This window comes from Streptomyces sp. NPDC052299 (assembly GCF_040679335.1).
Taxonomy (GTDB): Bacteria; Actinomycetota; Actinomycetes; order Streptomycetales; family Streptomycetaceae; genus Streptomyces.
This window is the reverse complement of record NZ_JBFAUP010000001.1, coordinates 280,667-305,842: the sequence shown is the minus strand read 5'-3', so window position 1 is coordinate 305,842 and position 25,176 is coordinate 280,667. Positions and strand designations below refer to the sequence as shown.

25 protein-coding genes are annotated in these 25,176 nt (G+C 72.0%); 11 read left to right on the top strand and 14 right to left on the bottom strand.

What is annotated here, in order from left to right; translation table 11 throughout:
- Positions 1 to 31 precede the first annotated feature (31 nt).
- Together AB0L33_RS01410 and AB0L33_RS01405 are read right to left on the bottom strand one after the other, a co-directional pair.
- On the bottom strand, positions 32 to 532 hold the full coding sequence (locus AB0L33_RS01410; RefSeq protein WP_365677042.1) for a GNAT family N-acetyltransferase: 501 nt from the start codon (positions 530 to 532) through the stop codon (positions 32 to 34).
- 23 nt (positions 533 to 555) lie between these two features.
- A complete protein-coding gene (locus tag AB0L33_RS01405; protein ID WP_365677041.1) occupies positions 556 to 876 on the bottom strand; it encodes a hypothetical protein in 321 nt (106 codons plus the stop codon).
- A gap of 220 nt (positions 877 to 1,096) precedes the next feature.
- Here AB0L33_RS01405 and AB0L33_RS01400 point away from each other — a divergent pair, with 220 nt between their 5' ends.
- On the top strand, positions 1,097 to 1,996 hold the full coding sequence (locus AB0L33_RS01400; RefSeq protein ID WP_365677040.1) for a serine hydrolase: 900 nt from the start codon (positions 1,097 to 1,099) through the stop codon (positions 1,994 to 1,996).
- A 63-nt stretch (positions 1,997 to 2,059) separates the two neighbouring features.
- On the opposite strand, the gene AB0L33_RS01395 is transcribed toward AB0L33_RS01400, so the two are convergent.
- Together AB0L33_RS01395 and AB0L33_RS01390 are read right to left on the bottom strand one after the other, a co-directional pair.
- Positions 2,060 to 3,208, bottom strand: coding sequence for a serine hydrolase domain-containing protein (locus AB0L33_RS01395; protein ID WP_365677039.1), 1,149 nt, complete (start codon positions 3,206 to 3,208; stop codon positions 2,060 to 2,062).
- 171 nt (positions 3,209 to 3,379) lie between these two features.
- A complete protein-coding gene (locus AB0L33_RS01390; RefSeq protein WP_365677038.1) occupies positions 3,380 to 4,642 on the bottom strand; it encodes a PQQ-binding-like beta-propeller repeat protein in 1,263 nt (420 codons plus the stop codon).
- A 308-nt stretch (positions 4,643 to 4,950) separates the two neighbouring features.
- Between AB0L33_RS01390 and AB0L33_RS01385 the strand changes: the two genes are divergently transcribed.
- Positions 4,951 to 5,508, top strand: coding sequence for a DUF1062 domain-containing protein (locus AB0L33_RS01385; RefSeq protein WP_365677037.1), 558 nt, complete (start codon positions 4,951 to 4,953; stop codon positions 5,506 to 5,508).
- Positions 5,509 to 5,552: 44 nt separating this feature from the next.
- On the opposite strand, the gene AB0L33_RS01380 is transcribed toward AB0L33_RS01385, so the two are convergent.
- On the bottom strand, positions 5,553 to 5,975 hold the full coding sequence (locus AB0L33_RS01380; RefSeq protein WP_365677036.1) for a MarR family transcriptional regulator: 423 nt from the start codon (positions 5,973 to 5,975) through the stop codon (positions 5,553 to 5,555).
- A gap of 168 nt (positions 5,976 to 6,143) precedes the next feature.
- Between AB0L33_RS01380 and eno the strand changes: the two genes are divergently transcribed.
- The 3 genes from eno to AB0L33_RS01365 all read left to right on the top strand — a co-directional run bounded on the left by eno (position 6,144) and on the right by AB0L33_RS01365 (position 10,415).
- On the top strand, positions 6,144 to 7,424 hold the full coding sequence (eno, locus tag AB0L33_RS01375; RefSeq protein WP_365677035.1) for a phosphopyruvate hydratase: 1,281 nt from the start codon (positions 6,144 to 6,146) through the stop codon (positions 7,422 to 7,424).
- A gap of 398 nt (positions 7,425 to 7,822) precedes the next feature.
- Positions 7,823 to 8,596 (top strand): DUF4097 family beta strand repeat-containing protein, encoded by a 774-nt coding sequence (locus AB0L33_RS01370; protein ID WP_365677034.1) that lies wholly within the window; start codon positions 7,823 to 7,825, stop codon positions 8,594 to 8,596.
- A 103-nt stretch (positions 8,597 to 8,699) separates the two neighbouring features.
- Positions 8,700 to 10,415 (top strand): SpoIIE family protein phosphatase, encoded by a 1,716-nt coding sequence (locus AB0L33_RS01365; protein WP_365677033.1) that lies wholly within the window; start codon positions 8,700 to 8,702, stop codon positions 10,413 to 10,415.
- A gap of 8 nt (positions 10,416 to 10,423) precedes the next feature.
- Here AB0L33_RS01365 and AB0L33_RS01360 read toward each other — a convergent pair whose 3' ends face one another.
- The 3 genes from AB0L33_RS01360 to AB0L33_RS01350 all read right to left on the bottom strand — a co-directional run bounded on the left by AB0L33_RS01360 (position 10,424) and on the right by AB0L33_RS01350 (position 12,052).
- On the bottom strand, positions 10,424 to 10,795 hold the full coding sequence (locus AB0L33_RS01360) for a hypothetical protein (RefSeq protein ID WP_365677032.1): 372 nt from the start codon (positions 10,793 to 10,795) through the stop codon (positions 10,424 to 10,426).
- A 196-nt stretch (positions 10,796 to 10,991) separates the two neighbouring features.
- Entirely contained in the window at positions 10,992 to 11,171 is a 180-nt protein-coding gene (locus AB0L33_RS01355) for a DUF397 domain-containing protein (RefSeq protein ID WP_365677031.1), read from the bottom strand.
- Between the two features lie 2 nt (positions 11,172 to 11,173).
- Positions 11,174 to 12,052, bottom strand: coding sequence for a helix-turn-helix transcriptional regulator (locus AB0L33_RS01350; protein ID WP_365677030.1), 879 nt, complete (start codon positions 12,050 to 12,052; stop codon positions 11,174 to 11,176).
- 210 nt (positions 12,053 to 12,262) lie between these two features.
- Between AB0L33_RS01350 and AB0L33_RS01345 the strand changes: the two genes are divergently transcribed.
- Entirely contained in the window at positions 12,263 to 12,751 is a 489-nt protein-coding gene (locus tag AB0L33_RS01345; RefSeq protein WP_365677029.1) for an ATP-binding protein, read from the top strand.
- Here AB0L33_RS01345 and AB0L33_RS01340 read toward each other — a convergent pair.
- Positions 12,706 to 13,611, bottom strand: coding sequence for an NADP-dependent oxidoreductase (locus tag AB0L33_RS01340; protein WP_365677028.1), 906 nt, complete (start codon positions 13,609 to 13,611; stop codon positions 12,706 to 12,708). The genes AB0L33_RS01345 and AB0L33_RS01340 overlap by 46 nt on opposite strands.
- A 70-nt stretch (positions 13,612 to 13,681) precedes the next feature.
- On the opposite strand from AB0L33_RS01340, the gene AB0L33_RS01335 reads away from it, so the two are divergent.
- Positions 13,682 to 14,257, top strand: a complete 576-nt coding sequence (locus tag AB0L33_RS01335; RefSeq protein WP_365677026.1) for a helix-turn-helix domain-containing protein — start codon at positions 13,682 to 13,684, stop codon at positions 14,255 to 14,257.
- A gap of 84 nt (positions 14,258 to 14,341) precedes the next feature.
- Here AB0L33_RS01335 and AB0L33_RS01330 read toward each other — a convergent pair whose 3' ends face one another.
- The 4 genes from AB0L33_RS01330 to pdhA all read right to left on the bottom strand — a co-directional run bounded on the left by AB0L33_RS01330 (position 14,342) and on the right by pdhA (position 18,704).
- Entirely contained in the window at positions 14,342 to 14,989 is a 648-nt protein-coding gene (locus tag AB0L33_RS01330) for a DUF4232 domain-containing protein (protein ID WP_365677025.1), read from the bottom strand.
- A gap of 152 nt (positions 14,990 to 15,141) precedes the next feature.
- Positions 15,142 to 16,545: a dihydrolipoamide acetyltransferase family protein gene (locus AB0L33_RS01325; RefSeq protein ID WP_365677024.1), complete on the bottom strand. Its 1,404-nt coding sequence runs from the start codon at positions 16,543 to 16,545 to the stop codon at positions 15,142 to 15,144.
- Positions 16,546 to 16,557: 12 nt separating this feature from the next.
- On the bottom strand, positions 16,558 to 17,538 hold the full coding sequence (locus AB0L33_RS01320) for an alpha-ketoacid dehydrogenase subunit beta (protein ID WP_018101959.1): 981 nt from the start codon (positions 17,536 to 17,538) through the stop codon (positions 16,558 to 16,560).
- Between the two features lie 2 nt (positions 17,539 to 17,540).
- Complete coding sequence (gene pdhA / locus AB0L33_RS01315) at positions 17,541 to 18,704, bottom strand: pyruvate dehydrogenase (acetyl-transferring) E1 component subunit alpha (RefSeq protein ID WP_365677023.1); 1,164 nt, start codon at positions 18,702 to 18,704, stop codon at positions 17,541 to 17,543.
- Between the two features lie 341 nt (positions 18,705 to 19,045).
- On the opposite strand from pdhA, the gene AB0L33_RS01310 reads away from it, so the two are divergent.
- The 3 genes from AB0L33_RS01310 to AB0L33_RS01300 all read left to right on the top strand — a co-directional run bounded on the left by AB0L33_RS01310 (position 19,046) and on the right by AB0L33_RS01300 (position 21,274).
- On the top strand, positions 19,046 to 19,705 hold the full coding sequence (locus AB0L33_RS01310; protein WP_365677022.1) for a response regulator transcription factor: 660 nt from the start codon (positions 19,046 to 19,048) through the stop codon (positions 19,703 to 19,705).
- 78 nt (positions 19,706 to 19,783) lie between these two features.
- Positions 19,784 to 20,209: a pyridoxamine 5'-phosphate oxidase family protein gene (locus AB0L33_RS01305; RefSeq protein WP_365677021.1), complete on the top strand. Its 426-nt coding sequence runs from the start codon at positions 19,784 to 19,786 to the stop codon at positions 20,207 to 20,209.
- A gap of 63 nt (positions 20,210 to 20,272) precedes the next feature.
- Complete coding sequence (locus tag AB0L33_RS01300; protein WP_365677377.1) at positions 20,273 to 21,274, top strand: phosphotransferase; 1,002 nt, start codon at positions 20,273 to 20,275, stop codon at positions 21,272 to 21,274.
- 7 nt (positions 21,275 to 21,281) lie between these two features.
- On the opposite strand, the gene AB0L33_RS01295 is transcribed toward AB0L33_RS01300, so the two are convergent.
- On the bottom strand, positions 21,282 to 22,982 hold the full coding sequence (locus AB0L33_RS01295; protein WP_365677020.1) for a protein kinase: 1,701 nt from the start codon (positions 22,980 to 22,982) through the stop codon (positions 21,282 to 21,284).
- Between the two features lie 359 nt (positions 22,983 to 23,341).
- Between AB0L33_RS01295 and AB0L33_RS01290 the strand changes: the two genes are divergently transcribed.
- Positions 23,342 to 24,982, top strand: a complete 1,641-nt coding sequence (locus AB0L33_RS01290) for a protein kinase (protein ID WP_365677019.1) — start codon at positions 23,342 to 23,344, stop codon at positions 24,980 to 24,982.
- Positions 24,983 to 25,176: the final 194 nt, after the last annotated feature.

Genomic DNA, 25,176 nt, shown 5'->3' with positions numbered 1-25,176 from the left:
GTCCACGATGTGGGCGGCGGCGCCGGGCCCCTTACTGCTCGCGGGCCAGCAGCAGGGTCGTGCTGCCGTCCTCCTCGATGATGTCCCTGACGTGCTGGAAGCCCACCTTGCGCAGGGCCCCGAGCGAGGCCGTGTTCGGCTCGGCCACGGTCGCGTACACCTGGTCCAGGCCCAGCACCTCGAAGCCGTACGCGACGATCGTCCGCGCCAGCTCGGTGCCGAGGCCCTGCCCCCACGCCTCGGGGGCGAGGCCGTAGATCAGCTCGTGGCCCTCGACGACCTTGGCCGGTTTGATCTCCGCGTGGCCAATCGTCCGGCCGTCCCGGCGCACGGCCCAGACGTCGAAGCCCTCCCTGCCGTAGGCGTGCGTGAAGATGCGGGAGAACGTGGTGCGGTACTGCTCCTCGGACCAGGGCCCGTCGCCCATCCACCGGGAGACCCGGGGGTCCAGGAAGAGGGCGACGAACGCCTCCTCGTCGGCGGGTACGTACGGTTCGAGGACCAGGCGCTCACTGTGCAGGGAAGGGGTCATGCCGGGGGACGCTATCCCAGCGCCTAGGCGGACGACCCGTCGTTTTCCACCAGCCGCAGGGTCGGGCGCCGGGGCGCGAACTCGCCGAGGCCGAGCGCCGCCTCGCGCCAGTGCGCGGCCAGTTCGAGCAGCCGTTCCTCGTCCTGGCGGTAGCCCGGCTCCGGCACGTCCGGCACCGTCCGCCACAGGATCGTCGCGGCGAAGCGGACCGCGTGCAGCGCGGCGGTCGTATGCGCCTCGACGCCGTCCTCGCCCAGCTGCCGCAGCTCCTCCAGGCGTTCGGCGAGGGCGAGGAGCTCGCCGTATGCCCTGACGGACTCGTGCGCGCGTACGACATCGTCCACGGTGACCTCCGGCCTGTGGGGCGCTCGGACGTGACGCCGATGGTAGCCCCTGGCCACCGCGCGCCGGCGCGCCGCGAACGCCGCGGGGCCGTCCCGCCGCCCCTGGATGTCGTAAAAAATCACCCGCGCGTGGGCCCAACCATGCGGTGCGGTCGTTCGTCTTATCAGCGCGGCGGCACCCTCATGTGGCCGCCCTTCAGGGGCATTTGGAGCGTTCACTTTGAAACTCGGCATTAAGGGCATAAGGCGCGGCTCGGCGACCGTCACGGTGGCCCTCACCACGGGCGCCCTGATCGCGGGCGGCGCGTTCGCCTCCACGGCACAGGCCGCCGCGCCCAAGGCGCCCTCGATCGTCGCCAAGGGCGGCTTCGTGATGAACAACGGCACCGGAAAGACGCTGTTCACCAAGGCCGCGGACACCCGCCGCTCCACCGGATCGACGACGAAGATCATGACCGCGCGCGTGGTGCTGGCCCAGAAGGGCCTGAACCTGGACTCCAAGGTCACGATCCAGAAGGCGTACAGCGACTACATCGTCTCCAAGGGCGCGTCCTCGGCACGCCTGATCGTGGGCGACAAGGTCACCGTGCGTCAGCTGCTCTACGGCCTCATGCTGCCGTCGGGCTGCGACGCCGCCTACGCGCTGGCGGACAAGTTCGGCTCCGGTTCGACGCGCGCGGCGCGGGTGAAGTCGTTCATCGGCAAGATGAACAGCACCGCCAAGACCCTCGGCCTGAAGAACACGCACTTCGACTCGTTCGACGGCATAGGGAACGGGTCCAACTACTCGACCCCGCGCGACCTGACGAAGCTCGCCAGCAGCGCGATGAAGTACTCCACGTTCCGCACGGTCGTGAAGACGAAGTCGACCAAGCAGAAGGTCACGACCAAGAGCGGCGGCTACCGCTACATGTCGTGGACCAACACGAACAAGCTGCTGGGCACCTACAGCGGCGCGATCGGCGTGAAGACGGGCTCCGGCCCGGCGTCCAAGTACTGCCTGGTCTTCGCCGCGACCCGCAAGGGCAAGACGGTCATCGGCACCGTCCTGACGTCGTCGTCCGAGGCGAACCGCACGTCGGACGCGAAGAAGCTGATGGACTACGGCTTCAAGAAGTAACCCGCCTGCACGAGGAGGGGCCCCGCACGCCGTCGCGTGCGGGGCCCCTCGCGCTTCCCCGTCTCAGCCCGTCCCGCACAGCTCCCGGTCGACGAGTCCGGTCATGGCGTCCTGGGTGCCCTTCCCGCCGTCGCCGTTGACGTAGACCGCGGCGCTCCGCCCGCCGTCCGCCGTGGCACCGGCCCAGGTGGTGTAGCCGAGCAGTTCGCCGCGGTGCCCGAAGTAGGTGCCGCCGCAGGACAGCGGGATCTCGGCGATCCCCAGCCCGTACCTCACGCCCAGCTCGGGTGCGTCCACGGTGTCGGTCAGCTCGGCCAGTTGCGCCGGGGCGAGCAGCCGGCCGCCGAGCAGTGCGGCGTAGAAGCGGTTCAGGTCGTGCGCCGTGCTGATGACCGCGCCGGAGCCGAAGGCCATGCTCGGATCGAGCGTCGTGACGTCGGTGACCTCCTCGGTGCCGAACGCGGCGTAGCCGTGGGCATGCGGCCCCGGAACGGAGGGAAGGGCCCCGGGGACCGAGGTGCCGCTCAGGTCCAGCGGCCGGACGATGCGCGCCTCGATCTCGCGGGCCCAGCTCCGGCCGGTGACCCTCTCCACGATCATCGCGGCCAGGACGTAGTTGGTGTTCGCGTACGACCAGCCCTCGCCCGGCGGGAACACGGGTGTGTCGCTCACGGCGAGCCGCACCAGTTCCCCGGGGGTGTACGTACGGAACCGCTCCGCCCGATAGCCTGCCGCGCTGTTCAGCGCGGCGACTCGGGGAGCCACGTCCCGGAGGCCGCTGGTGTGCCGCAGCAGTTGTCGTACGGTGATGAGACGGCCGTCGTTGCCGTGGCCCCGGACCACGCCCGGCAGCCACCGTTCGACGGTGTCGTCCAGGGACAGGCGGCCTTCCCCGACGAGTTGCAGGACAACGGCGGCGGTGAAGGTCTTGGTGGCGCTACCGATCCGGAACCTGCCGTCCCAGGGCATCGGCCTCCTGCTGCCCACCACGGCCGTCCCGGCCCGCGCGAGGGTCCGGCCGCCCGGCCCGGAAACCTCGGCCAGCACGCCCGGGACCCCCGTCCCGTGAATCGCGTCCACCTCCCGTTGGAGCGGGTCGGCGGGACGCGGCTGGGCCGCCGCGGCGGGCAGCCCGGTCGCGGTGGCGAAGAGGGCGGCGGTGAGCCCGGCCAGGAGGGCGAGCCCCCGCCGGCGCCTCGGTAATGCGCGCATGGTGATCCGTTTCTCTGCGCCGGAACGTTGGTACGCCGTCATCGGTGACGGACCCTCATCGCACCAGCCGGGCGCGGCCGGAGCCATCCCGTGACCCCCCGGAGCCCGGTGCGGTCAACCCCCTTCGAACGCGGGGGCCTTCCCCCCACCGGCCGCCTCCACCGGCCCTGATCAGCCCTTGGCCGGGATGAACCGCGCGCCCTCCACACCGCCGTAGCGGTCGATCTCGACCGGCGCCGCGTTCGGATCGGTCTCGCGGTCCTTGCCCGTGGTGCCGTCCAGGACGACCGGGCGGTCGCCCACCTCGCCGTAGAGGGCGCCGTGCCAGAAGCCGGTGACTCGGGGCACCGACCGGCCGGAGTGGTCGGGCAGCACCCACTTGTGCCGGAACGTCGTCGCGTCGATGACCACGATGCCGCGGTCCGACGCGCCGTAGCCGTCCTTGGAGCACGCGACCAGCGAGCGCGCGTCGTCCAGGCAGCGGTAGCCCGGCTTGTCGATGATCAGGCGGAGCTTGCCGTCGACCGCGTCCACGACGTCCGTGTGGCCGTCCCGGTTCGCACTCAGCAACTCCGGCGCGGCGCGGGCGGGCTGCCGGGCGCCCGCGACGGTCCACCGCTGCTTCCCCGTCTCCGCGTCGACGCCCAGCAGCCGGCCCTGGGCGTATCCGGTCTCCTCGCCGCCGGCCACGACGCCCCCGGCGAGGTTCAGCGCGCGGTAGTCGCCCTTCTTCCAGCGGACGGCCCCGGTGGCGGTGTCGAGGGCGTACGTGGTGTCCGCGTCGGTGACGACCGCGGTGCCGGCCTCCACCCCGACGACCTGCGGCGCGAGGTTCCCGTCGGCGCCGATGGCGGTGGCGGCGAGCCCGGTCGCGCTGGGGTCGGACGGGATCTCGGCCGACCACGTCCGCCTGCCGGTGGCCGTGTCGACGGCGAGGACCTCGATGACGAAGCGGTCCGGCGCGGTGCCCTCGCCCGGCACCCGGCGGTCCCACGCGGCGTAGACGGTCCGCCCGTCGTCCGAGACCAGGGGCGCGACCCGCTCCGTCCCGAAGCCGCCCCGCTCCGCCTCGTGCTTCGTCGCCACGTACCACCGGGAGTCGCCGGTCCGGGTGTCGATCGCGTCGATCCCGCCCTGGTCGTCGACGTACGCGACGCCGTCCGCCAGCGTCACCGCGGGCCGCAGGGCCTCCCCGCTCGACGTGCTCGGCTGCTCGGCGCCCGGCAGGGCGACCGCGTTCCCCTCGAAGCGCAGGGGTGGGTCGTACGCGCGCCGCGCCGGCTGCTCCGCGCCCCCGCCGCCCTTGGACCCGCCGGCCGTCCTCGCACCGGCGGCGCCGTCACCGCCGCTGCCGCAGCCGGTCAGCGACACCGCCGCCAGCACCGCCCCGGCCGCGGCGACCGCCCACCGGTGTGCCGTCCCTCTCCCGCCCATCGCTCCCCCTGGCCCGCTCGTCGCACTCCTGGGATCTGTGCGCTCTTTGCGATCACAACGACCTTAACGGCACGGGGCCTTGGCGGACGAGGCCCGGTCGAAAAGCGGTGGCGGTCCGCCGGACCGCCCCACTACCGTGCAGCCGGGCCCGGCCGTTCGCGGCGCGGCCCCGCATCTGCCGTCCCCTGGAAGGGCGTTCCGTTGTACATCGCGTGAGACCTCCCCACTGCTGACCTGTCGCGCGTCGCGCCCTGTGCGCCGCGCTGCTTCCTGCTGCGGATTTCTCACACGGAAACCGGTGTACACCTGTGCTCATCCATTGGGCCGTCATGCCCACCTGCCTGCCCCTGGTCCTGCGTCGCTGTCACTCCTGCGGGTCCGGGACCTTCCGGCCCCACGGCAAGTTCCGCGTCAACGCGAACCACAAGCTGCTGGACGCCTGGCTCCTCGCGCTCTGCACGGGGTGCGGGGACACCACCAAGGTCACGATCCTGGAGCGCGCGCACGTCCGCACCGTACGGCCCGCGCTCCTGGACCGGATGCACGCCAACGACCCGGTCCTGGCGGGCGAACTCCTCCAGGACGGTGTCGTGCGGCGCCGCAACCACATCGGCCTCGACTGGACGGGCGCCTGGCGCCTGCACACCGGGGGCGCGGATCACCCCGGCCGCGAGGTGGCGGAGGTGGCAGAGGTGTCCGTCCGCTTCGCCGCCCGCGTCCCCGTCCGCCCGCTGCGCCTGATCGCGAACGGCTTCGGCCTCTCGCGGGGCGAGGCGGAACGCCTGCTGGCCGAAGGGAAGCTCGTCTCGCCGGTCCGCCTGACCGGGCGGACGACGACGGACTTCGGCTTCCTGCTGAAGCGGTGAGGCGACGGGGGCCGGTGTCTCCGCGAGAGCGCCGGCCCCCGCCCTCAGTGCGCGGCCAGCCGCCCGACGAGCCCGATCGCGCGGGCCAGCAACTCGCGCTCCTCCTCGGTCAGTTCGGCGTCGATCGCACGGGCCAGCCAGTCGGCCCGGCGCTCCCGCTCCTCCTCCAGGAGGGCGCGCCCGGCGGCCGACAGCTCGACCAGGCTCTTGCGGCCGTCGGTGGGGTGGGCGCGGCGGGTGAGCAGCCCCTGGTCCATCAGCAGCCCGACCGCGCGCGCCATGGACTGCGGCCGCACCCGCTGGTTGGCGGCGAGCTCGCTGGTGGTCAGGGCACCGTTGCGGTCCAGCTCGCCGAGCACGGCCACCTGGCCGAGCGGCATCTGGTCCTCAAGCTTCACGCGGCGGGTGAGCTTGCCCATCGCGGTACGCAGCTCGGCGGCGATGGAGGCGGATTCCGGAAGGGGCATACGGCACTTTAGCGCGGGGCCGGGATCAGGACGGCGGCATGCACAGCAGAACTGTTCAGCACAGCTACACAGCCATACTGAACAGCATTGCTGTAGAGTTTTCTCGCCGGGTCCCGCGCCACCGTCGTCGCAGCCGGACCGCGGCACGCGACAACGGGAAGGACTCCCATGACCGCCATCACTTCCGTCACCGGCCGCCGCGTCCTGGACAGCCGGGGCAACCCCACCGTCGAGGTGGACGTGGTCCTGTCGGACGGCTCGCTCGGCCGGGCCGCGGTCCCCTCCGGGGCGTCGACCGGCGCCCGCGAGGCCGTGGAGCTGCGCGACGGCGACCCGGCCCGCTGGCACGGCAAGGGCGTCGACCGGGCGGTGCGCCACGTCAACACCGAGCTCACCGAGGCCGTCCTCGGCCGGGACGCGGAGGACCAGGCCGGGCTGGACGCCGCGCTCGTCGCCGCGGACGGCACCGCCACGAAGTCCCGGCTCGGCGCCAACGCGATCCTGGGCGTCTCGCTGGCCGCCGCGAAGGCGGCGGCAGCCGCCCACCGCCTGCCGCTCTACCGGTACCTGGGCGGGCCGGACGCCCGGCTGCTGCCCGTGCCGATGATGAACATCGTCAACGGGGGCGCCCACGCCGACAATCCGCTGGACTTCCAGGAGTTCATGATCGCCCCGATCGGCGCGGAGAGCTTCGCCGAGGCGGTCCGCATGGGGTCGGAGGTCTTCCACACCCTGCGCCGCGACCTGCTCGCCGCCGGCCACTCGACGGGCGTCGGGGACGAGGGCGGCTTCGCGCCGTCCCTCCGTACGGCGGAAGAGGCGCTGGACTTCGTCGTGGCGGCCGTCGAGCGCACGGGGTACCGGCCGGGCACGGACATCGGGCTCGTGATGGACCCGGCGACGTCGGAGTTCTTCCGCGACGGGGTGTACGACTACGCGGGCGAAGGCGTACGCCGCACCCCCGCGGAGCACGCGGACCACCTGGTGAAGCTGATCGACGCCTACCCCGTCGTGTCGGTCGAGGACGCGATGGCCGAGGACGACCTCGACGGCTGGCGCGAGCTGACCGCCCGCGTCGGCGACCGCTGCCAGCTGACGGGCGACGACGTGTTCTGCACGAACGACGCGCTGCTCCGCGAGGGCATCGCCTCCGGGGTCGCCAACTCGATCCTGGTGAAGGTCAACCAGATCGGCACCCTGACGGAGGCGATGACCACGGTCTCCACCGCGCACCGCGCCGGCTACACGGTCGTCATGTCGCACCGCTCGGGCGAGACCGAGGACACGACGATCGCGGACCTGGCGGTCGCCACGGGCTGCGGCCAGATCAAGACGGGCTCCCTGTCCCGGTCCGACCGCACCGCGAAGTACAACCAGCTGATCCGCATCGAGGAGGAGCTGGGCGCGAGCGCCCGGTACGCGGGCACGGAGGCGCTGCGCGCCCGGTAGCAGCACGCCGGGCCACCCCAGCGGCTGCTCGGCCGCGGGGTGCGGCGGAACCCTGGCGGCCCTCGCCGCAGGCGCGTAACATCCGGTCGGTCCCGGCCCCACGAGCCCCGTGGGCCACGGCAGTTACGGCCGAACGATCCCAAGGGGGACCAGGGTGTCCGCGCTTCCCACCATCATCGTCGTCGTCTTTCTCGCCCTGCTGGTGATCTGGATCATCTCGGCGTTCACGGGCGGGCGCGGGGGCCGCCGTTGACGCGTCTGGCGGCGTCGACGGACCCCACGGTCCGGGAGCGGACCGGGCGGTACCACGGCCTCCGGCGCGACATCGTCCCGGTGGAGCGCCGCAGCCCCGCGGCCCCCTGAGCCGTAAGCCCCCGCTTCCGGGGCACACGCCTCCCATGACCTCATCGCGGAGCGAAGCGAAGGGCCGGGCCGTCCTGGCCGGGTGCGCGCTGCTGGTGCTGTCCGCCTGCGGCCACGACGGCCCGGACGCGCGGGGAGCGGAATTCCGGACGGCCGCCCTCGCCCAGGACACCCGGCTCGTCATCACCACCCAGGGCGGCGTGCGGGTCGTCGGGACGGACGGGGACCGCGTCACGGTGGACGACTCGGTCCTCGCGCACGGGGACGACGGGGACGGGGACACGTACACCCTCGACCTGCCCTGCGACGAAGGCGACGAGCGCGACGACCGGGCCCGGGACAACTGCGGCGGGATGCCGCTCGTCCGCGTGCCCGCCGGCGTCACACTCACCGTCCGGGCGCGCAACGCCGGGATCGACGTCAGCGATGTCCGAGGCGGGCTGAACCTCAGCACCGTCAACGGCGACGTCACCGTGCAGGACTCCGGCGCGAAGGGCGCCCGCCAGCACCTGGTGACCCGGAACGGCTCCGTCCGCGCGACCGGCCTCCGGGGCACCGGCATCGACGCCGAGACGGTCAACGGTGACGTGGACGTACACTGCGCCACCGCCCCGGACACGCTCAGCGGCATCACCCGCAACGGCACCGCGCGCGTCACCCTCCCGGCCGACGCCCCCGCGTACGCGACCGACGCGCACACCGTCAACGGTCGCTCGACCACGGACCTCCCGGCGGCCGAGCCCACGGACCACGCGCACCGCCTGACCCTGCGCACCGTGAACGGCGACACGGAGGCGCGGCGGGGGTAGGGCCCGCTCCAACCCAGGACAGCGCGGAATATCGCCCGTATATTCGTAAAATGCGTTTTGTGAGCATCGCGCCATTCCTTCCCGTCCGGACGGAGGCCCCGGGGTGAGGGATCCCGGAAGGCTTGAGGCGCTACGGCTGGCCGGGCTGACCGCGGCGGCCGATCCCGGCATGGACCGGTTCGCGCGGCTTGTCTCGCGCCTGCTGCGCGTCCCGGTGTCCCTGGTCTCGCTGCTGGAGCCCGAGCGGCAGGTCTTCCCCGGCATGGTCGGGCTGTCCGGGCACTGGGCGGCCCGGCGCGAGACCCCCCTCAGCCACTCCTTCTGCCAGCACGTGGTCGCGGACGGCGGCCCGCTGGTCCTCGCCGACGCCCGGGCACACCCCCGCACCTGCACCAGTCTCGCCATCCCCGATCTCCAGGTGGTCGCGTACGCCGGAATGCCGCTCACCGACGCCGACGGACGGGTGCTCGGGTCGCTCTGCGCCATCGACCACCACCCCCGGGAGTGGACGGCGGACGAGCTGCGCGACCTCGAAGACCTCACCGCCGCCTGCTCGATGGAGCTGCGGCTGAGAATCGCGACGGAGCTGATCCAGCGGGACCGCGACCACGCCGGTCTGCTGCTGCGCGCCTCGGTCGAACTCGCCCACGCCCGCGATCCGGCCGACCTGACCCGCCGCCTCCGCCAGATGTTCCGGGGGCCCGCCGAGCCGGCGTTCGTGGGTCTGCTGCTGGCCGACGACGAGGGGCTGTGGCGGGTCGTCGACCCGGACGACGTACGCCCTGTGGAAAGCGCCATCGGCCGGCTGGACCGGAACGCGGCCTTCCCCAGCGCGCTGGCCATGCGGGAACAGCGCTCCGTCTTCGTGCCGGACCGCGCGGCGCTGCTGGCCGGCTTCGGGCCCGAGGCCGTCGCCGGTTACGACTCGCTGGGCCTCCAGTCCGTCCTGTGCGTCCCGCTGCCGAACGGCCACGGCGTGCTCACGTGGTGCTGGTCCCGCCCGCACGTCATGGCGCCGACCGAGGAGGCGGTGCTCACCACGGTGGCGGGGTACGTGAGCCAGGCGGTGGAACGCACCCGCTTCGTGGCGCACCGGCTCAGCGCCGCGGAACAGCTCCAGGCCGCGATGCTGACGGAGCTGCCGGACGTGCCCGGCCTGGACATGGCGGCCCTGTACCTGCCCGCCGCCGACCAGGACATGGTGGGCGGGGACTGGTACGACGCCTATCCGCTGCCCACCGCCCTCATGCTCTCGATCGGCGACGTGATCGGCCACGACGTCCGGGCCGCCACCGTGATGGGCCAGATCCGCAGCATGCTCCGCCAGGCGAGCCTGGACGACCCGGCCCACTCACCGGCCGGCGCCCTGCACGCCATCGACCAGGCCATCGGCGTCCTCCCCCTGGGCATCGGCGCCACGGCGGTCCACGCCCGCCTCGACCGCGACGCCGAGCGCTGGCGCCTCACCTGGTCCAACGCCGGGCACCCCCCGCCGCTCCTCCACACCCCGGGGTCGGGCGTCGTGCCGCTGTCCGGCCACGACCTCCTCCTGCTCGGCCTGCCGGACGCCCCGCCCCGCGAGGACCACACCCACGACCTGCCCCCGGGCAGCGTGCTCCTGCTCTACACCGACGGCCTGGTCGAACGCCGCGACGAGGACATCGACGCGTGCACCGCGCACACGGCCGCCGTGCTCGCCCGCCACGCCGACAAGCCCCTGCCCCTCCTCCTGGAAGCCCTCTCCGCGGGGCTCGCGGAGATCCCGCAGAGGGACGACGTGGCGGTACTCGTGTTGCGGGTCGACGGGCCTGGTGGGTGACGGTTCCGTCAGGGGCTGCCGGTTCCGGCCGCCTCCAGGGCCTCCGCCACCGCCTGGTCCAGTGAGCCGTCGGTGACCCAGCGGTTCTTCCCCCCGGCGAGGGCCGCGACGGCTTGCCCGACCCATTCCGGGTCGCCGATGAGACGCAGCCTTCCCTCATCGGTGAGCCGCCGCAGCAGGGCCTCCAGCCGGAGAGCGTCCACCGCCCGGTAAGGACGCGTGTGCTGGTCGAAGTGCAGCTGATGGTCCTCGTACGGGTCGCGCAGGGTCATGTGGAGCCATCCCCCGTCACGGTCGGCGACCATGCCCTTGAGCGTGTACGCACCTCGGCTGGTCGTGTCCCGCGGGCGCTTGCCCCAGGTGAGCCTGATCCCGGTCATGACCCTGGCCCAGGGCACGAACTGGGCTTCGCCGTCAGCCTCGTGCCGATGGAATCCGTCCGCGTGCAACTCCACCCAATGGGCGCCGGGCCGGGCGGAATCCCCGATCCCCCAGCGCCCGTCGGTGAGTTCAAGCGGCCCCAGAGATGCGCGATCCTCCACCATGCGGTCATTCAAGCAGGCGTTCGATGAACCGCTAGGGCCGACGCAACCCCGCCTGAAAGGCGTCCCACGCGGTGGGCTTGAGTACGAGGACGGGCCCGGCGGCCCGCTTGGAGTCGCGGACGGCGACGGTGCCGGGGACGTTCCGCGCCACCTCGACGCACTCGCCATTTCCACTGCTGTAGCTGGACTTGACGAACTCGAAGCGTGGCACGACTACAACTCCTTGCGGATACGCCCCATCAGAGCGATGGAATCGCGGGGAGCGAGTCCGTTCCTGGCGATACGACCGAACGTGACGTTGTGCCGTTCGGCGTCCGTCTCGCTCTCCAGCCACAGCGTAGACGACGTGGTGTCCATGTAGACCACGTCCATCGCCCCTGGTTCTGCGAACGAGACGACGCTGAACGCACCGGTCATTCCGGGGTGTGAGCCCGCCAGAAACGGAACAACTTGCACGGTGACATTTGGCTCGTCCGCAGCCTCCTCCAGCCGCTCCAGTTGCGCACGCATCACGTCGCGGCCACCGACCAATTGACGCAGGGCTCCTTCCGAGACGATCGCCCACAGCGCAAGCGGCTTGTCGTCCGCCAGGCGCCCTTGCCGGGCGATCTTGGCCTCGACGAAACGCTCGATCTCATCCGGATCGTCCCAGTCCGCGTTGCCGACAGCGAGGGCCCTGGCGTAGTCCGGCGTCTGAAGCAGGCCGGGCACAAAGGCTCCCTGCCAGGTTCTGATCTGGGTCGCGATGTCTTCGAGTGCGACGTACTCGACCAGCGACCGCAGCTCCGGGTACTGGTTCCACCAGCCCTTCGCCTTGCGACGCTCGCGGTCCAGCCGGGCGACCTCCAGCAGGCGGCCGATCAGCTTCGCGTCTGTCAGGCCATAGAACTCGCACAGAGTGCGGATGTCCGGGTCCCTCATGGGCACCCAACCGCGCTCCATCTTGACGATCTTCGAGTTCGTGGCACTGATGACCTGGGCGGCCTGCTGCTGGGTCTTGCCCGAAGCGTCCCGCAAGCGCAGCAGCTCACTACCGAGCCTGCGGCCCAGAACAGTTGACGACCGATTGCCTAGCTGAGTCGCTCGATTCACCGGCTCAGTCTCTCGCGACGCGAGCGCGAACGTCGACCACCTCACCCGTTGGAGACAAATGTCTCCGTTTCACTTGCCTCGAATCGCGAGCGATCGCTACTTTCGGTGCAGAGTCGCTGGCACAGCGCAAGGAACAGCGGAAGTGCACCGCCATGCCCGCACGGGCTCACGGCGGCAATGCCACCGCCCCCACCCCAGAGAGGCCCACCCATGTCCACACCCGCCGAGGCCCCCCACGACAACCCCCCGCTCCACGAGGACCGACTCGACTACACCCCCACCGCCCGCAGCGTCACCCTCGCCCGGCGACGCGCCGCGCGGCTCGTCACCGCCTGGGGGCACCCCCAGCGCGCCGGGGAAGTCGCCCTCCTCGTCTCCGAGTTGGCCACCAACGCGCTGATCCACGGCAGCCTGCGCGGTCGCCTCTTCCGGGTCCACCTCACCGTCACCGGCGGAGCCATCCGTATCGAGGTCAGCGACCCGCGAGGGGAACGGCTGCCCGGACTCCGCGAGGCCGGCCAGGACGAGTGCTACGGGCGCGGGCTCGTCCTCGTGGACGCCGTCGCCGACCGGTGGGGCGTCGAGCCGCGCACCGTCGGGAAGACCGTGTTCGCCGAAATCGCGCTACAGGCGCGCCCGCTCGGCGTGAGCCGTCAGGCGTCGGTCCGGACGACCACCACGCGCCGCCCACGCGTGTGACCCGCCCGGCTGTCCGCGTGCGCCTGGGCCGCCTCCGCGAGGGTGTACGACTTCTCGACCGGGATGTGGAGCTTCCCGCGCGCGATGAGGTCCACCGCCTCCGCGAGCGCGTCCGGCACGCTCCCGGCCACACCGGAGAAGCGGACGCCGTACTCCGCCGCACCGAGATCGGCGATGGTGATCACCCTGCCCGGGTCCCCCGTCAGCCCGACGAGCTCGGGGATCACGCCCGCACCGGCCAGGTCCAGAGCCGCGTCGACCCGGCCGAGCCCACGCACCCGCTCCACCCACCCCTCCCCGTACGTCGTGGCGAGCGCGCCCAGGCCGCGCAGGTAGTCCTGGTTCGCGGCGCCGCCCGTGCCGATCACCGTGATGCCCCGGTCGCGGGCGATCTGCAGCACCGCCGACCCGACTCCCCCGGGCGCCCCGCTCACCAACAGCGTCTCGCCCGGCCGTACGCCGACCTGGTCGATGACGCGCAGCGCGGTCTCCACCACGGACGGATACCCGGCCGCCTCCTCGAACGTCAGCCCCTCGGGCATCCGGGCCCACGCCGACAGGACGGCGAACTCGGCGTAGGTGTCGGCCCCTTCGCCGAACACGCGGTCGCCGACCGCCACGCCCTCGACGCCCTCCCCGACCTCGTCCACGACCCCGGCGGCGTCCAGCCCGACGCCGGAGGGAAGCACGGTCGGATGGGCGCCCAGGACCTGGCCCTCCCGGACCCTCCAGTCCACGGGGTTCACCCCCGCCGCCCACACGGCGATACGTATCCGGCCGGGGCCCGCGTGGGGCTCCTCGGCATCGATGAGTCGCAGGACATCGGGGCCGCCGAACTCGGCGAAGCTCACTTTCTTCATGCCGGGGACCGTAACACTAACGGTTAGCTTTTTGAAACGGTTACGGATGCGTACCTGCTAGCGTGAGCGCATGACCGTGCAGTCCGGGCGCCGCGAGCGCAAGAAGGCCGCGACCCGCCAGAAGATCGCCGACACCGCCCTGCGGCTCTTCCTGGAGCGCGGTTACGACGCTGTGGGCATCCGGGACATCGCCGCCGAGGCGGACGTGGCCGTCACCACGCTCTTCTCCCACTTCGCCTCGAAAGAGGCCCTGGTGTTCGAACAGGACGCCGACTTCGAGCACCGGCTCGCGCAGGCGGTCACCGGCCGCGCGCCGGACGAACCGCTCATGTCCGCCCTGCGCCGCGAGATGCACGCCATGGTGCGGCACTGCACGGCGGACGGCGCCGCCCCCGTCTGGCGCATGATCGACGGATCGGCCTCGCTGCGGGAGTACGAGGCATCGATGAAGCTGCGGCACGCCGAGTCGCTGGCGACGGCCATCGCCGCGGACCCCGGGCTGTCCCGGACCCCGACGGCCTGCCGGACGATCGCCGGATTCGTGGTCGACGCGCACGCGCTGGCCCGCGAGGCCGCCGATCCGGAGGCCGCGGTGGACGAGATCTTCGGGATGATCGAGGCGGCCTGGGAGTCCACGGGCCCCTGACGGCTCCGGCCCGACGCACGGACGAGGGGCCCCGCATCGCCGCGGGACCCCTCGTCGGTGTGCCCGAGGGCACGAACGTACGGCTCAGCCGCCCTGGCCCGCGCTGCCCATCGGGCCGACCGTCACGGGGTCGCCCGAGCCGTCCGTGACGGGCAGCGAAGGCTTACCCGGCCAGGTGAGGGTGACCGGCTTCGTCTCGTTGGGCGGGGTCACCACGAGCCCTTCGATCTTGACGCCCGAGCCGCCCGTCTCGTTGAGCGGGTAGGTGATGCCGAAGGCGATCGTCTTACCGTTCCGGAGGACGTACGGGTCTCCGGGCGCGCCCTTGCGCTCGGCGGAGATCGTGCCCGCGTTGGTCTTGAGGTCGACGCCCGCGAACCCGGCGACCACGCAGTCCTGACCGCTGGTGTTCTTCATCTCCACCGCGACGGACCCGTCCGGGTCGCCGTCGATGAAGGTGTCCTTCGCCGTGATCTCCAGCCCGCTGGTACGGCACTTGGCGGTCTTGCTCTGCTGGTCGGTCCCGGCCCCGGCGGCGGTGTCCTTCCCGCCGCCCGCATCCGAACCGCCCGAATCCGAACCGCCCGCCTCCGGTCCGTCGGCGGACGGGGACGCGGTCGCGACGGACGACGGATCGGTCTGCGCCGCGTCGTCGCCGTCGTTCTGGCAGGCCGTGAGCGAGAGGCCCGCGACGACGGCCAGGGCGGCGAGGGTGATCGTGTGAGCGCGCATCGTTTCGTCCTCGTGTCCGTTGACAGTTCCGATCACCAAGAACTGTCCGGGGCGGGTCCCCGTTGCGCCCAACCAGTGGCTAATACACCCTTGTTACACATGCGAAGGGGCCCGCGCGAACCTCGCGCGGGCCCTTCGTGGACGCAGAGCCGCTACGCCCAGGTGATCAGCCGCTTCGGCTGCTCCAGGATCGCGGCGATGTCCGCCAGGAACTTGGAGCCCAGCTCGCCGTCGATCAGCCGGTGGTCGAACGACAGGGCCAGCGTGGTCACCTGACGGGGCTTCACCTTGCCCTTGTGGACCCACGGCTGGAGCTTGATCGCGCCGACCGCGAGGATCGCGGACTCGCCCGGGTTGAGGATCGGCGTACCGGTGTCGACGCCGAAGACGCCCACGTTGGTGATGGTCACCGTGCCGCCCGCCATCGCGGCCGGGGACGTCCTGCCGTCCCGGGCCGTGGCGACCAGCTCGCCCAGCGACGCGGCCAGCTGCGGCAGCGTCAGGTCGTGGGCGTCCTTGATGTTCGGGACGATCAGGCCGCGCGGCGTGGCGGCCGCGATGCCCAGGTTCACGTAGTGCTTCTGGACGATCTCCTGGTTCGCCTCGTCCCAGACCGCGTTGACCTCGGGGTTCCGCTTGATCGCGACCAGGAGGGCCTTGGCGATGACGAGGAGCGGGTTGACCCGCACCCCCGCCATGTCCTTGTCCTCCTTCAGCTCCGCCACGAGCTTCATCGTGCGCGTCACGTCGACGGTCACGAACTCGGTGACGTGCGGAGCGGTGAACGCGCTGCCCACCATGGCCTGCGCGATGGCCTTGCGGACGCCCTTGACCGGGATGCGCGTCTCGCGGGCGCCCTGCTGGACAGGAGCCTCCGCTTCCGCGACCACCGGGGGTGCGGCCGGAGCCACCGGCTCCGCGGGCGTCGCCGCCGCGTGCACGTCCTCGCGCGTGATGACACCGCCGACGCCGGTCGGGGTGACCGTCGCCAGGTCGATGCCCAGGTCCTTCGCGAGCTTGCGGACCGGCGGCTTGGCCAGCGGACGGGCCTCCGGCACCGCGGCCGTGCCCTGGCCGTTCAACTCGGCCTGGACGGCGGCGGGGGCGGCCGCCGGGGGCGCGGTCTCGGCGCCCTTGCGGGCCCGGCGCTTCGTGGAGGACTCGGCGACGCCGTAACCCACCAGGACGGGCTGGCGGCCCTTCGGCTCCTCGGCGGGAGCGGCGGGCGCGGCCTCGGGGGCCGGGGCCGCGGCGGGCTCCTCGGCGACGGGGTCACCCGACCCCGGCGCCACGTCCACCGCGATGATCACTTGGCCCACGTCGACCGTGGTGCCCTCGGGGAAGCGCAGTTCGTGGACGACCCCGTCGAACGGGATCGGCAGCTCGACGGCGGCCTTCGCGGTCTCGACCTCGCAGACGACCTGGCCGTCCGTGACGGTGTCGCCGGGCTGGACGTACCACTTGAGGATCTCGGCCTCGGTCAGTCCCTCGCCCACGTCGGGCATCTTGAACTCACGGAAGCGAGCAGCGTTGGAAGTGTCGGTCATCGTGGTCACGCTCCTCTCTCCTCAGTACGCCAGCGAGCGGTCGACGGCGTCGAGCACCCGGTCCAGGCCCGGCAGGTACTCCTCCTCCAGCCGCGCCGGAGGGTACGGGGCGTGATAGCCGCCGACCCGCAGCACGGGCGCCTCCAGGTGGTAGAAGCACCGCTCCGTGATGCGAGCGGCGATCTCGGCCCCGGAGCCGTAGAAGACGGGTGCCTCGTGGACGACGACCAGGCGGCGGGTCTTCTCGACGGACGCCTGGATGGTGTCGAAGTCGATCGGGGACATCGAGCGCAGGTCCACGACCTCGACCGACTTGCCCTCCTCCTGGGCGGCCGCGGCGGCCTCCAGGCAGACCTTCACCATCGGGCCGTACGCGGCGAGCGTGAGGTCTGTGCCGGTGCGCGCGACGGCCGCCGCGTGCAGCGCGCCCGGGATGGACTCGGTGTCGACCTCGCCCTTGTCCCAGTAACGCCGCTTCGGCTCGAAGAAGATGACCGGGTCGTCGCTCTGGACGGCCTGCTGCATCATCCAGTACGCGTCGGACGCGTTGGACGGGGAGACCACCTTCAGACCCGCGACGTGCGCGAACAGCGCCTCGGGCGACTCGCTGTGGTGCTCGACGGCGCCGATGCCGCCGCCGTACGGGATGCGCACGACGACGGGGAGCTTGATCTTGCCCAGCGCGCGGGCGTGCATCTTCGCGAGCTGCGTGACGATCTGGTCGTACGCGGGGAAGACGAAGCCGTCGAACTGGATCTCCACGACGGGCCGGTAGCCGCGCAGCGCGAGCCCGATCGCCGTACCGACGATGCCGGACTCGGCGAGCGGGGTGTCGATGACGCGGTCCTCGCCGAAGTCCTTCTGGAGGCCGTCGGTGATCCGGAAGACGCCGCCGAGCTTGCCGACGTCCTCACCCATGATGAGGACCTTCGGGTCGGTGTCGAGGGCCTTGCGCAGCGACTCGTTGAGCGCCTTGGCGAGGGACATCTTTTCCACGGCCATGGTTACTTGCCCTCCTCGGCGAACGATGCCTGGTAGGCGGCGAACTCGGCGCGCTCCTCGTCGACGAGCGGGTTCCCGTCGGCGTAGACGTGGTCGAACATCGCCATCCGGTCCGGGTCGGGCATCGCCCGTACGGCCTCGCGGACGCGCTTGCCGAGCGCCTCGCTCTCCTCGTCCAGGGCGGTGAAGAACGCCTCGTCGGCCGCGCCCTGCTTCTCCAGGTACGCGCGCAGGCGCAGGATCGGGTCCTTGGCCTCCCAGGACGCGCGCTCCTCGTCCGCCCGGTACTTCGTCGGGTCGTCCGAGGTGGTGTGCGCGCCCATGCGGTAGGTGAACGCCTCGACCAGGGTCGGGCCCTCGCCGCGCCGGGCCCGCTCCAGGGCGGAGCGCGTGACGGCCAGGCAGGCCAGGACGTCGTTGCCGTCGACCCGGACGCCGGGGAAGCCGAAGCCCTGGGCGCGCTGGTAGAGCGGCACCCGGGTCTGCTTCTCGGTGGGCTCGGAGATCGCCCACTGGTTGTTCTGGCAGAAGAAGACGACCGGGGCGTTGTAGACGGCGGAGAAGGTGAACGCCTCCGCGACGTCGCCCTGGCTGGAGGCGCCGTCGCCGAAGTACGCGATCACGGCCGAGTCCGCGCCGTCCTTGGCCACGCCCATGGCGTAACCGGTGGCGTGCAGGGTCTGCGAGCCGATGACGATCGTGTACAGGTGGAAGTTGTTGCTGTTCGGGTCCCAGCCGCCGTGGTTCACACCGCGGAACATCCCGAGCAGATTGGTCGGGTCGACACCCCGGCACCAGGCCACACCGTGCTCACGGTAGGTCGGGAAGACGTAGTCGTCGTCGCGCAGGGCCCGGCCCGAACCGATCTGCGCGGCCTCCTGGCCGAGCAGCGAGGCCCACAGGCCCAGTTCGCCCTGGCGCTGGAGGGCGGTGGCCTCGGCGTCGAAACGGCGGGTGAGGACCATGTCCCGGTACAGGCCGCGCAGCTCCTCCGCGCTCAGGTCGATCGAGTAGTCCGGGTGCTCGACCCGCTCGCCCTCGGGCGTCAGCAGCTGTACGAGCTCGGGCGTCGAACCCTCCGGCGTCTTCGCGGGCGTTTTCGCGGCGCTGGTCCGCTTGCTGCTGCGTCGCGGTTTACGCGCGGCAGCAGTGCTCTCCACGGTCACGTGCGTGCTCCTCCGTCGGTCCGGCCCCCGGGGTCTGCCGGGAGACCAGTGCGGCTCGCCTGTGTCCGTACCCGTGCACGGGGTGGGTGCCGCTCGGTCCGGAAAAACAGGCGTGACAGGTGCCCCGGCGAGCGCCCTGTCCAAGGCACGTTACCCAGTGCGTCCCGCAACTGCGAAACCCTCCCTGACCTGCGATTTTGCTTGGATATCCAAGTAAATCGAGGAATTCGGGAAGCTTCCCTGGTCACAGCACTGATCACAGCCTCGCAGGCCGCCGGAACAACGGCACGTTATCCCGCGCGACAGCGGCAGGGAAGGGGTGAGTGTGTGAGACTGCGATTGTGCGCGAAAAAGGAAAAATCACGGTATTCCTACTCGATGATCATGAAGTAGTCCGGCGCGGGGTCCACGAGCTGCTCTCGATGGAGGACGACATCGAGGTGGTCGGCGAGGCCGGTACGGCGGCCGACGCACTGGTACGGATTCCGGCGGTCCGCCCCGATGTGGCGGTGCTCGACGTACGGCTGCCGGACGGCAGCGGGGTGGAGGTCTGCCGCGAGATCCGGTCGCAGGACGACTCCATCCACTGTCTGATGCTGACCTCGTACGCCGACGACGAGGCACTGTTCGACGCGATCATGGCGGGCGCCTCGGGCTATGTCCTCAAGGCGATCCGGGGGAACGAGCTGCTGACGGCGGTGCGCGACGTGGCGGAGGGGAAGTCGCTGCTGGACCCGGTCGCGACCGCGCGCGTACTGGAGCGGCTGCGCGACGGCAAGCGCGGGCGGGACGACGAGAAGCTGGCGAACCTCACGGAGCAGGAGCGCAAGATCCTGGACCTGATCGGCGAGGGGCTGACCAACCGGGTGATCGGCGAGCGCCTGCACCTCGCGGAGAAGACGATCAAGAACTACGTGTCCAGCCTGCTGTCCAAGCTGGGCATGGAACGCCGCTCGCAGGCCGCCGCCTACGTGGCACGGCTCCAGGCGGAGAAGCGCTGAGAGCAGGACTTTGGTCCCGGCGAAACGGGGGCCCCGGCCTCTTATCCGGTCCACACGCCCTGGCCGACAGTGGAAGGCATGTCCACCGAGGAACTCCACGCGATCGACCTGCTCGGCCGGGTCCCCTACGGCCGGCTGGCGACCAGCATGCGGGCCCTCCCGATGCTGACGGTGGCGCGGCACATCGTCATCGACGGGCGCGTCGTGCTGCGCATGCACAGCGGGCTCGGCCACCACGGCGCCTGCGACGGGGCGGTCGTGGCCTACGGCGCGGACAACTTCAACACCGCCCCGGTCGGCACCGAGGACCTGTGGTCCGTGCAGTTCACCGGGCCCGCGCGGGTCGTGGAGCCGACCCCCGCCCAGCGCGAGCGCTTCGGACCGGAGCCCGTCGAGGTCAACGGCGAGCCGTTCGCCCCCTCGTACCTCTGGCTCGAACCTCACTTCGTCACGGTGCACACTCTGGACTTCCACGCAAGCCGGCAGATCCGCAACGCAGCGTGATCTAACATCTGACGCGTGTCGCGCTCATCTGTCGCCTCCCCGCCGGTTCCGCCGGTCGGCGAGGTGCTTCGCCGTTACCCGGACGCCGGTACGCCGCTCACCTGCACCCCGCTCTCGCAGGGCCTGCTCAACCACGGTTACCGGGTGTCCACCACGCGCGGCTCGTACTTCCTCAAGCACCACTCGGACGACACCACCCGCGACCGCGCGACCATCGTCCGCCAGCACCGTGCGACCCGCCGCCTCCAGTCACTCGGAGTGCCCGTCGCCCCGCCCGTCCGGGCCCGCGACGGCGAGACCGTCACCGAGATCGCCGGCCGCTGCTACGCGCTCCACCCCTGGGTCGACGGGCTGCACCGGGGCGGCGCCCAGCTCACCCTCGCCCAGTCGACGCGGCTCGGGACGCTCCTCGGAGCCGTACACACGGGTCTTGAGCGGGTCATGGGGGCCGAGCGCGACACGGGAACCGGTGGCGGGCACCCGCCCGGTTACGCGAGCCCCGAGGCGGCCGACACCTTCGCGCTGATCGGCGATCTGCTCGCCGCCGCGCGCGGGCGCGCCGGCCGGGACGCCTTCGACGAGCTCGCCGAGCACCGGCTGCGCGAGCGGCGGACCCTGCTGGAACGCTACGCCGACCGCCGGCCGCCCGATCCCGGAGCGCCCGCGACCGGCTGGGTGCACGGCGACTTCCACCCGTTGAACGTGCTCTACCGGGGCGCCGACCCGGTCGCGATCCTGGACTGGGACCGGCTGGCCGTCCAGCCCCGGGCGGAGGAGGCGGTGCGTGCGGCGGCGATCTTCTTCGTGCAGCCGGCCGGGGCGCTGGACCTGGCGAAGGTACGCGCCTACGCCCGGGCCTACCGGCGGGCGGCCGGGGCGGACCCGGCCGAACTGGCGGCGGCGGTGCACCGGGTCTGGTGGGAGCGGCTCAACGACTTCTGGATACTCCGCTGGCGCTACTGCCTGAACGATCGGAGGGCCGACCCGCAGTTCCCCGCGGTGTCGGCCCTGGCGGTCTGGTGGACCCGTGAGTACGAGGCGGTGCGCGCGGCCTTCACGGGGTGAGCCGGGGTCAGTTGCCCGTCGCCGAGCCCGCCGCCCCCGTCGTCGTACCGGCGGAGGCGCCTTCGGCGACGCCGCCCGGGGCGCCCTCCGAACCCTCGGCCGCGCCGTCGCTCGTCCCGGTGCTGCCGCCGTCGCTGGTGCCCGTGCTGCCGCCGTCGCTGGTACCGGTGCTGCCGCCCTCGGTGGTCGTACCGGTGTCGCCGGTGTTCCCCGTGCCGCCGCTGCCGGAACCGCTGCTGCTGGTCCCGCCGGAGCCGTTGCCGCCGTCACCGCCGTCCGCGCCGCCGTTGTCCGTGCCGCCGGTGCCCGGCTGGGGCGAGGTGGCGGACGGGGACTCGGCGGTCTCGCTCGGGGTGGGCGACGGCGACCAGGTGTTGTCGCCCCAGTCGCCGCCGGTGCTGTCGCCCGGCTGCTGGGTGTCGTCCTCGGTGGCGTCGGGGGTCGGGGAGGGGGAGTCCTCCGTGGGCGTCGGCGTGCTGGAGGTCTCCGTGGGCTGCTTCTGGTGCTTCTGCCCGCTGCCGTTCGCCGCGTTGAGCGCGATGGCCACGCCCGCGCCGATGGCGATCAGGGCGAGCACGACGAACAGCCACAGCTTGCCGCGGCCGCCGCCCTGCCGGGTGCTGCCGCCGTCGTAACCCCCGTCGTCCGGGTTCATCGGCGGCAGGATGGGCGCCTGCGAGGTGTCGCCGTGCTGCGGGTAGCCGCCCATGGCGCGGGTGGCGCCGGTCATGCCGCCGGGCGGGGTGCCCGCGCCCTCGTTCAGGACGACCGGGCCGGTGTTCCACGTCCCGGTGTGGCCGCCCTGCACCTGGAGCATCTGCAGGCCGTACTGGACCAGGCCGCGCATCTCCTCGGCGCTCTGGAAGCGGTCGTCCGGGTCCTTCGCCAGCGAGCGCATGACGAGCCCGTCCAGCTCCGGCGGCACCGAGTCCAGGATGTTGGACGGCGGGACCGGGGTGTCCTGCACGTGCTGGTACACCACGGAGAGCGGCGTCTCGCCCGTGAACGGAGGTCGCAGCGCCAGCAGTTCGTACAGCAGGCAGCCCGTGGCGTACAGGTCGGAACGGTGGTCGACGGCCTTGCCGAGCGCCTGCTCGGGGGAGAGGTACTGCGGCGTGCCCATGACCATGCCGGTCTGCGTCATCGTGGACTGCGCGCCGTGCAGCGCGCGGGCGATGCCGAAGTCCATCACCTTGACCGCGCCCGAGTTCGTGATGATCACGTTGGCGGGCTTGATGTCGCGGTGCACGATGCCGTGCTGGTGCGAGTAGGCCAGCGCTTCCAGGACCCCGGAGACGATGATCAGCGCCTGCTCCGGCGGCGGCGCCTCGGCGCTGATCAGCAGGTCCCGGATGGTGCGGCCCTCGACCAGCTCCATCACGATGTACGGGACGGTCTGGCCGGCGACGGTGTCCTCGCCGGAGTCGTACACGGCGACGACCGCGTGGTGGTTGAGCCCGGCGACCGACTGCGCCTCGCGCGTGAAGCGGGCCTTGGAGACCGGGTCCTCCGCGAGGTCGGAGCGCAGCAGCTTCACGGCGACGGTGCGCCCGAGCCGGACGTCCTCCGCCGCGAACACCTCGGCCATGCCGCCCCGGCCGAGCCGGTGGGTCAGCCGGTAGCGTCCGTCGCCGACGACCCCGCCGATGCCCCAGGAATCGGTGCCATCCGGAACGCCGCCGCCGTTTGCTTCGGGTTCGGGTGCCATCAGTCCTCGCCGTCGTATCTGTCCGCGTCCGTCCGCGCGTCCGCGCGCCCGCGGGGTCTCACGGTGCCTTGCTGCGGCGCCGGCTGCGCTGCCGGCCGCATTGCCCCGTCACGCTACAGCCTCGGTAGGACAGGCCGATTCGGCGCCGGACCGGTCATCCAATCGGCTGGCGCGCCGCCGACGCAAATTCCATGCTGATCCTGTAACGCTTCCGAGACGCTTCCGGCGCGTACGGTCACGGAACGGGCACCCGGCTTGACGTGTCGGACCCCTACGGCAGACTTGGCCATTAATTACGGATGATCGCGTGAGTCGCGCGCCGAGTTCCCGGGAGTCGCGCGCCGAGGGGGAAGCAAGTCATGAGCCACGACGGCGGACACGGTTCGCAGGGTCGTTACGCGGGCGGGTCCGTCGCCGGCGGCCGCTACCAGCTGCGCGACCTGCTCGGCGAAGGCGGGATGGCGTCCGTATACCTGGCGTACGACTCCGCCCTCGACCGGCAGGTCGCGATCAAGACACTTCACACCGAGCTGGGCCGCGAGCAGTCCTTCCGCGAGCGCTTCCGCCGCGAGGCCCAGGCCGTGGCCAAGCTCCAGCACACCAACATCGTCTCGGTGTTCGACACGGGCGAGGACGAGCTCGGCGGCGCGCTGATGCCGTACATCGTCATGGAGTACGTCGAGGGGCAGCCGCTCGGCTCCGTGCTCGCGGCCGACATCCGTGCCCAGGGCGCCATGCCCGCCGACAAGGCGCTCAAGGTGACCTCGGACGTGCTGGCCGCGCTCGACACCAGCCACGAGATGGGCCTGGTGCACCGCGACATCAAGCCGGGCAACGTCATGGTGACCAAGCGCGGTGTCGTGAAGGTCATGGACTTCGGCATCGCCCGCGCCATGCAGTCGGGTGTGACGTCGATGACGCAGACCGGCATGGTCGTCGGCACCCCGCAGTACCTCTCCCCCGAGCAGGCCCTCGGCCGCGGCGTCGACGCGCGCTCCGACCTGTACTCGGTCGGCATCATGCTCTTCCAGCTGCTGACCGGGCGGCTCCCCTTCGACGCGGACTCCCCGCTCGCCATCGCGTACGCGCATGTGCAGGAGGAGCCGGTCGCCCCGTCCACGATCAACCGCTCGCTGACGCCGGCGATCGACGCCCTCGTCGCCCGCGCGCTCAAGAAGAACCCGAACGAGCGCTTCCCGAGCGCGGCGGCCATGCAGGACGAGATCGCCCGTGTGCTGAGCGCGAGCGGCCAGACCGGCGCCCCGATGATCGTCGGTGACGGCAGCGCCCCGGCCAACAGCGGCTCCGGCGTCGGCTCGGCGGTCTTCCCGCCCGTCGACCAGTCCGCCCAGGCCCCGCACAGCGTCCAGACGCCGTACCAGCCGGGCCCGTACCAGTCCCAGCCCGGCCCGTACGGCCCGGCGACACCGGCCCCCGCCACGAACCCGTCGTACGGCTATCCGCAGACGGCCGCCCCGGCGTACCAGAGCCCGGCGCCGCTCCAGCACCAGACGCCCGCGCCGTACACCGTCTCCCCGCAGACGACGACGTCCCCGGCCTCGGGCGGCGGCTCCAAGCGGAACATGCCCGTGATCATCGGCTCGATCGTCGTCGCGCTGGTCGCGATCGGCGGCCTGATCACCGTCATCGCGCTGAACGGCGACGACAAGGGCGGCGCGGACGCGAAGACCACCGAGTCCCCGGCCGGCGAGCACCGCGATCCGGAGCGGAACCGGACGATGGAGACCGAGAAGTGCACGGACGCGTCGGAGGACACCGACGACCCGCAGAAGGTCGACGCCCCGAGCTTCATGTACAAGGACCTCCTCTCGGTGCGCGCCTGCGCGGATGCTGCGGGCTGGACGATCAAGGTGAAGAAGGTCCCGGGCAACGCGTACGCCGAGGACCAGGTCATCAATCAGTTTCCGTCCTCCGGGACGGCGGTTCCGGAGACCGGCGCCCACTTCGAGCTGGAGGTCTCGACGGGGGACCCGGCGTAGTTCGCGGCGGGCCCCCGCCATCCGTACGCCTCACCCGGGGTGCCGGTCGCGCCGTCCCGTGTGACGGTGACCGCATGGCTTCGGGACGGCTCCACGCGCGCTGCTCCCGGGGCGTGGTCTGCCTGACGCTGACGGGGGCCGCGACCCTGGGGGCTGCGGCCGCGGATGCCTCGGGGGCGGCCTCCCCGTCTTCC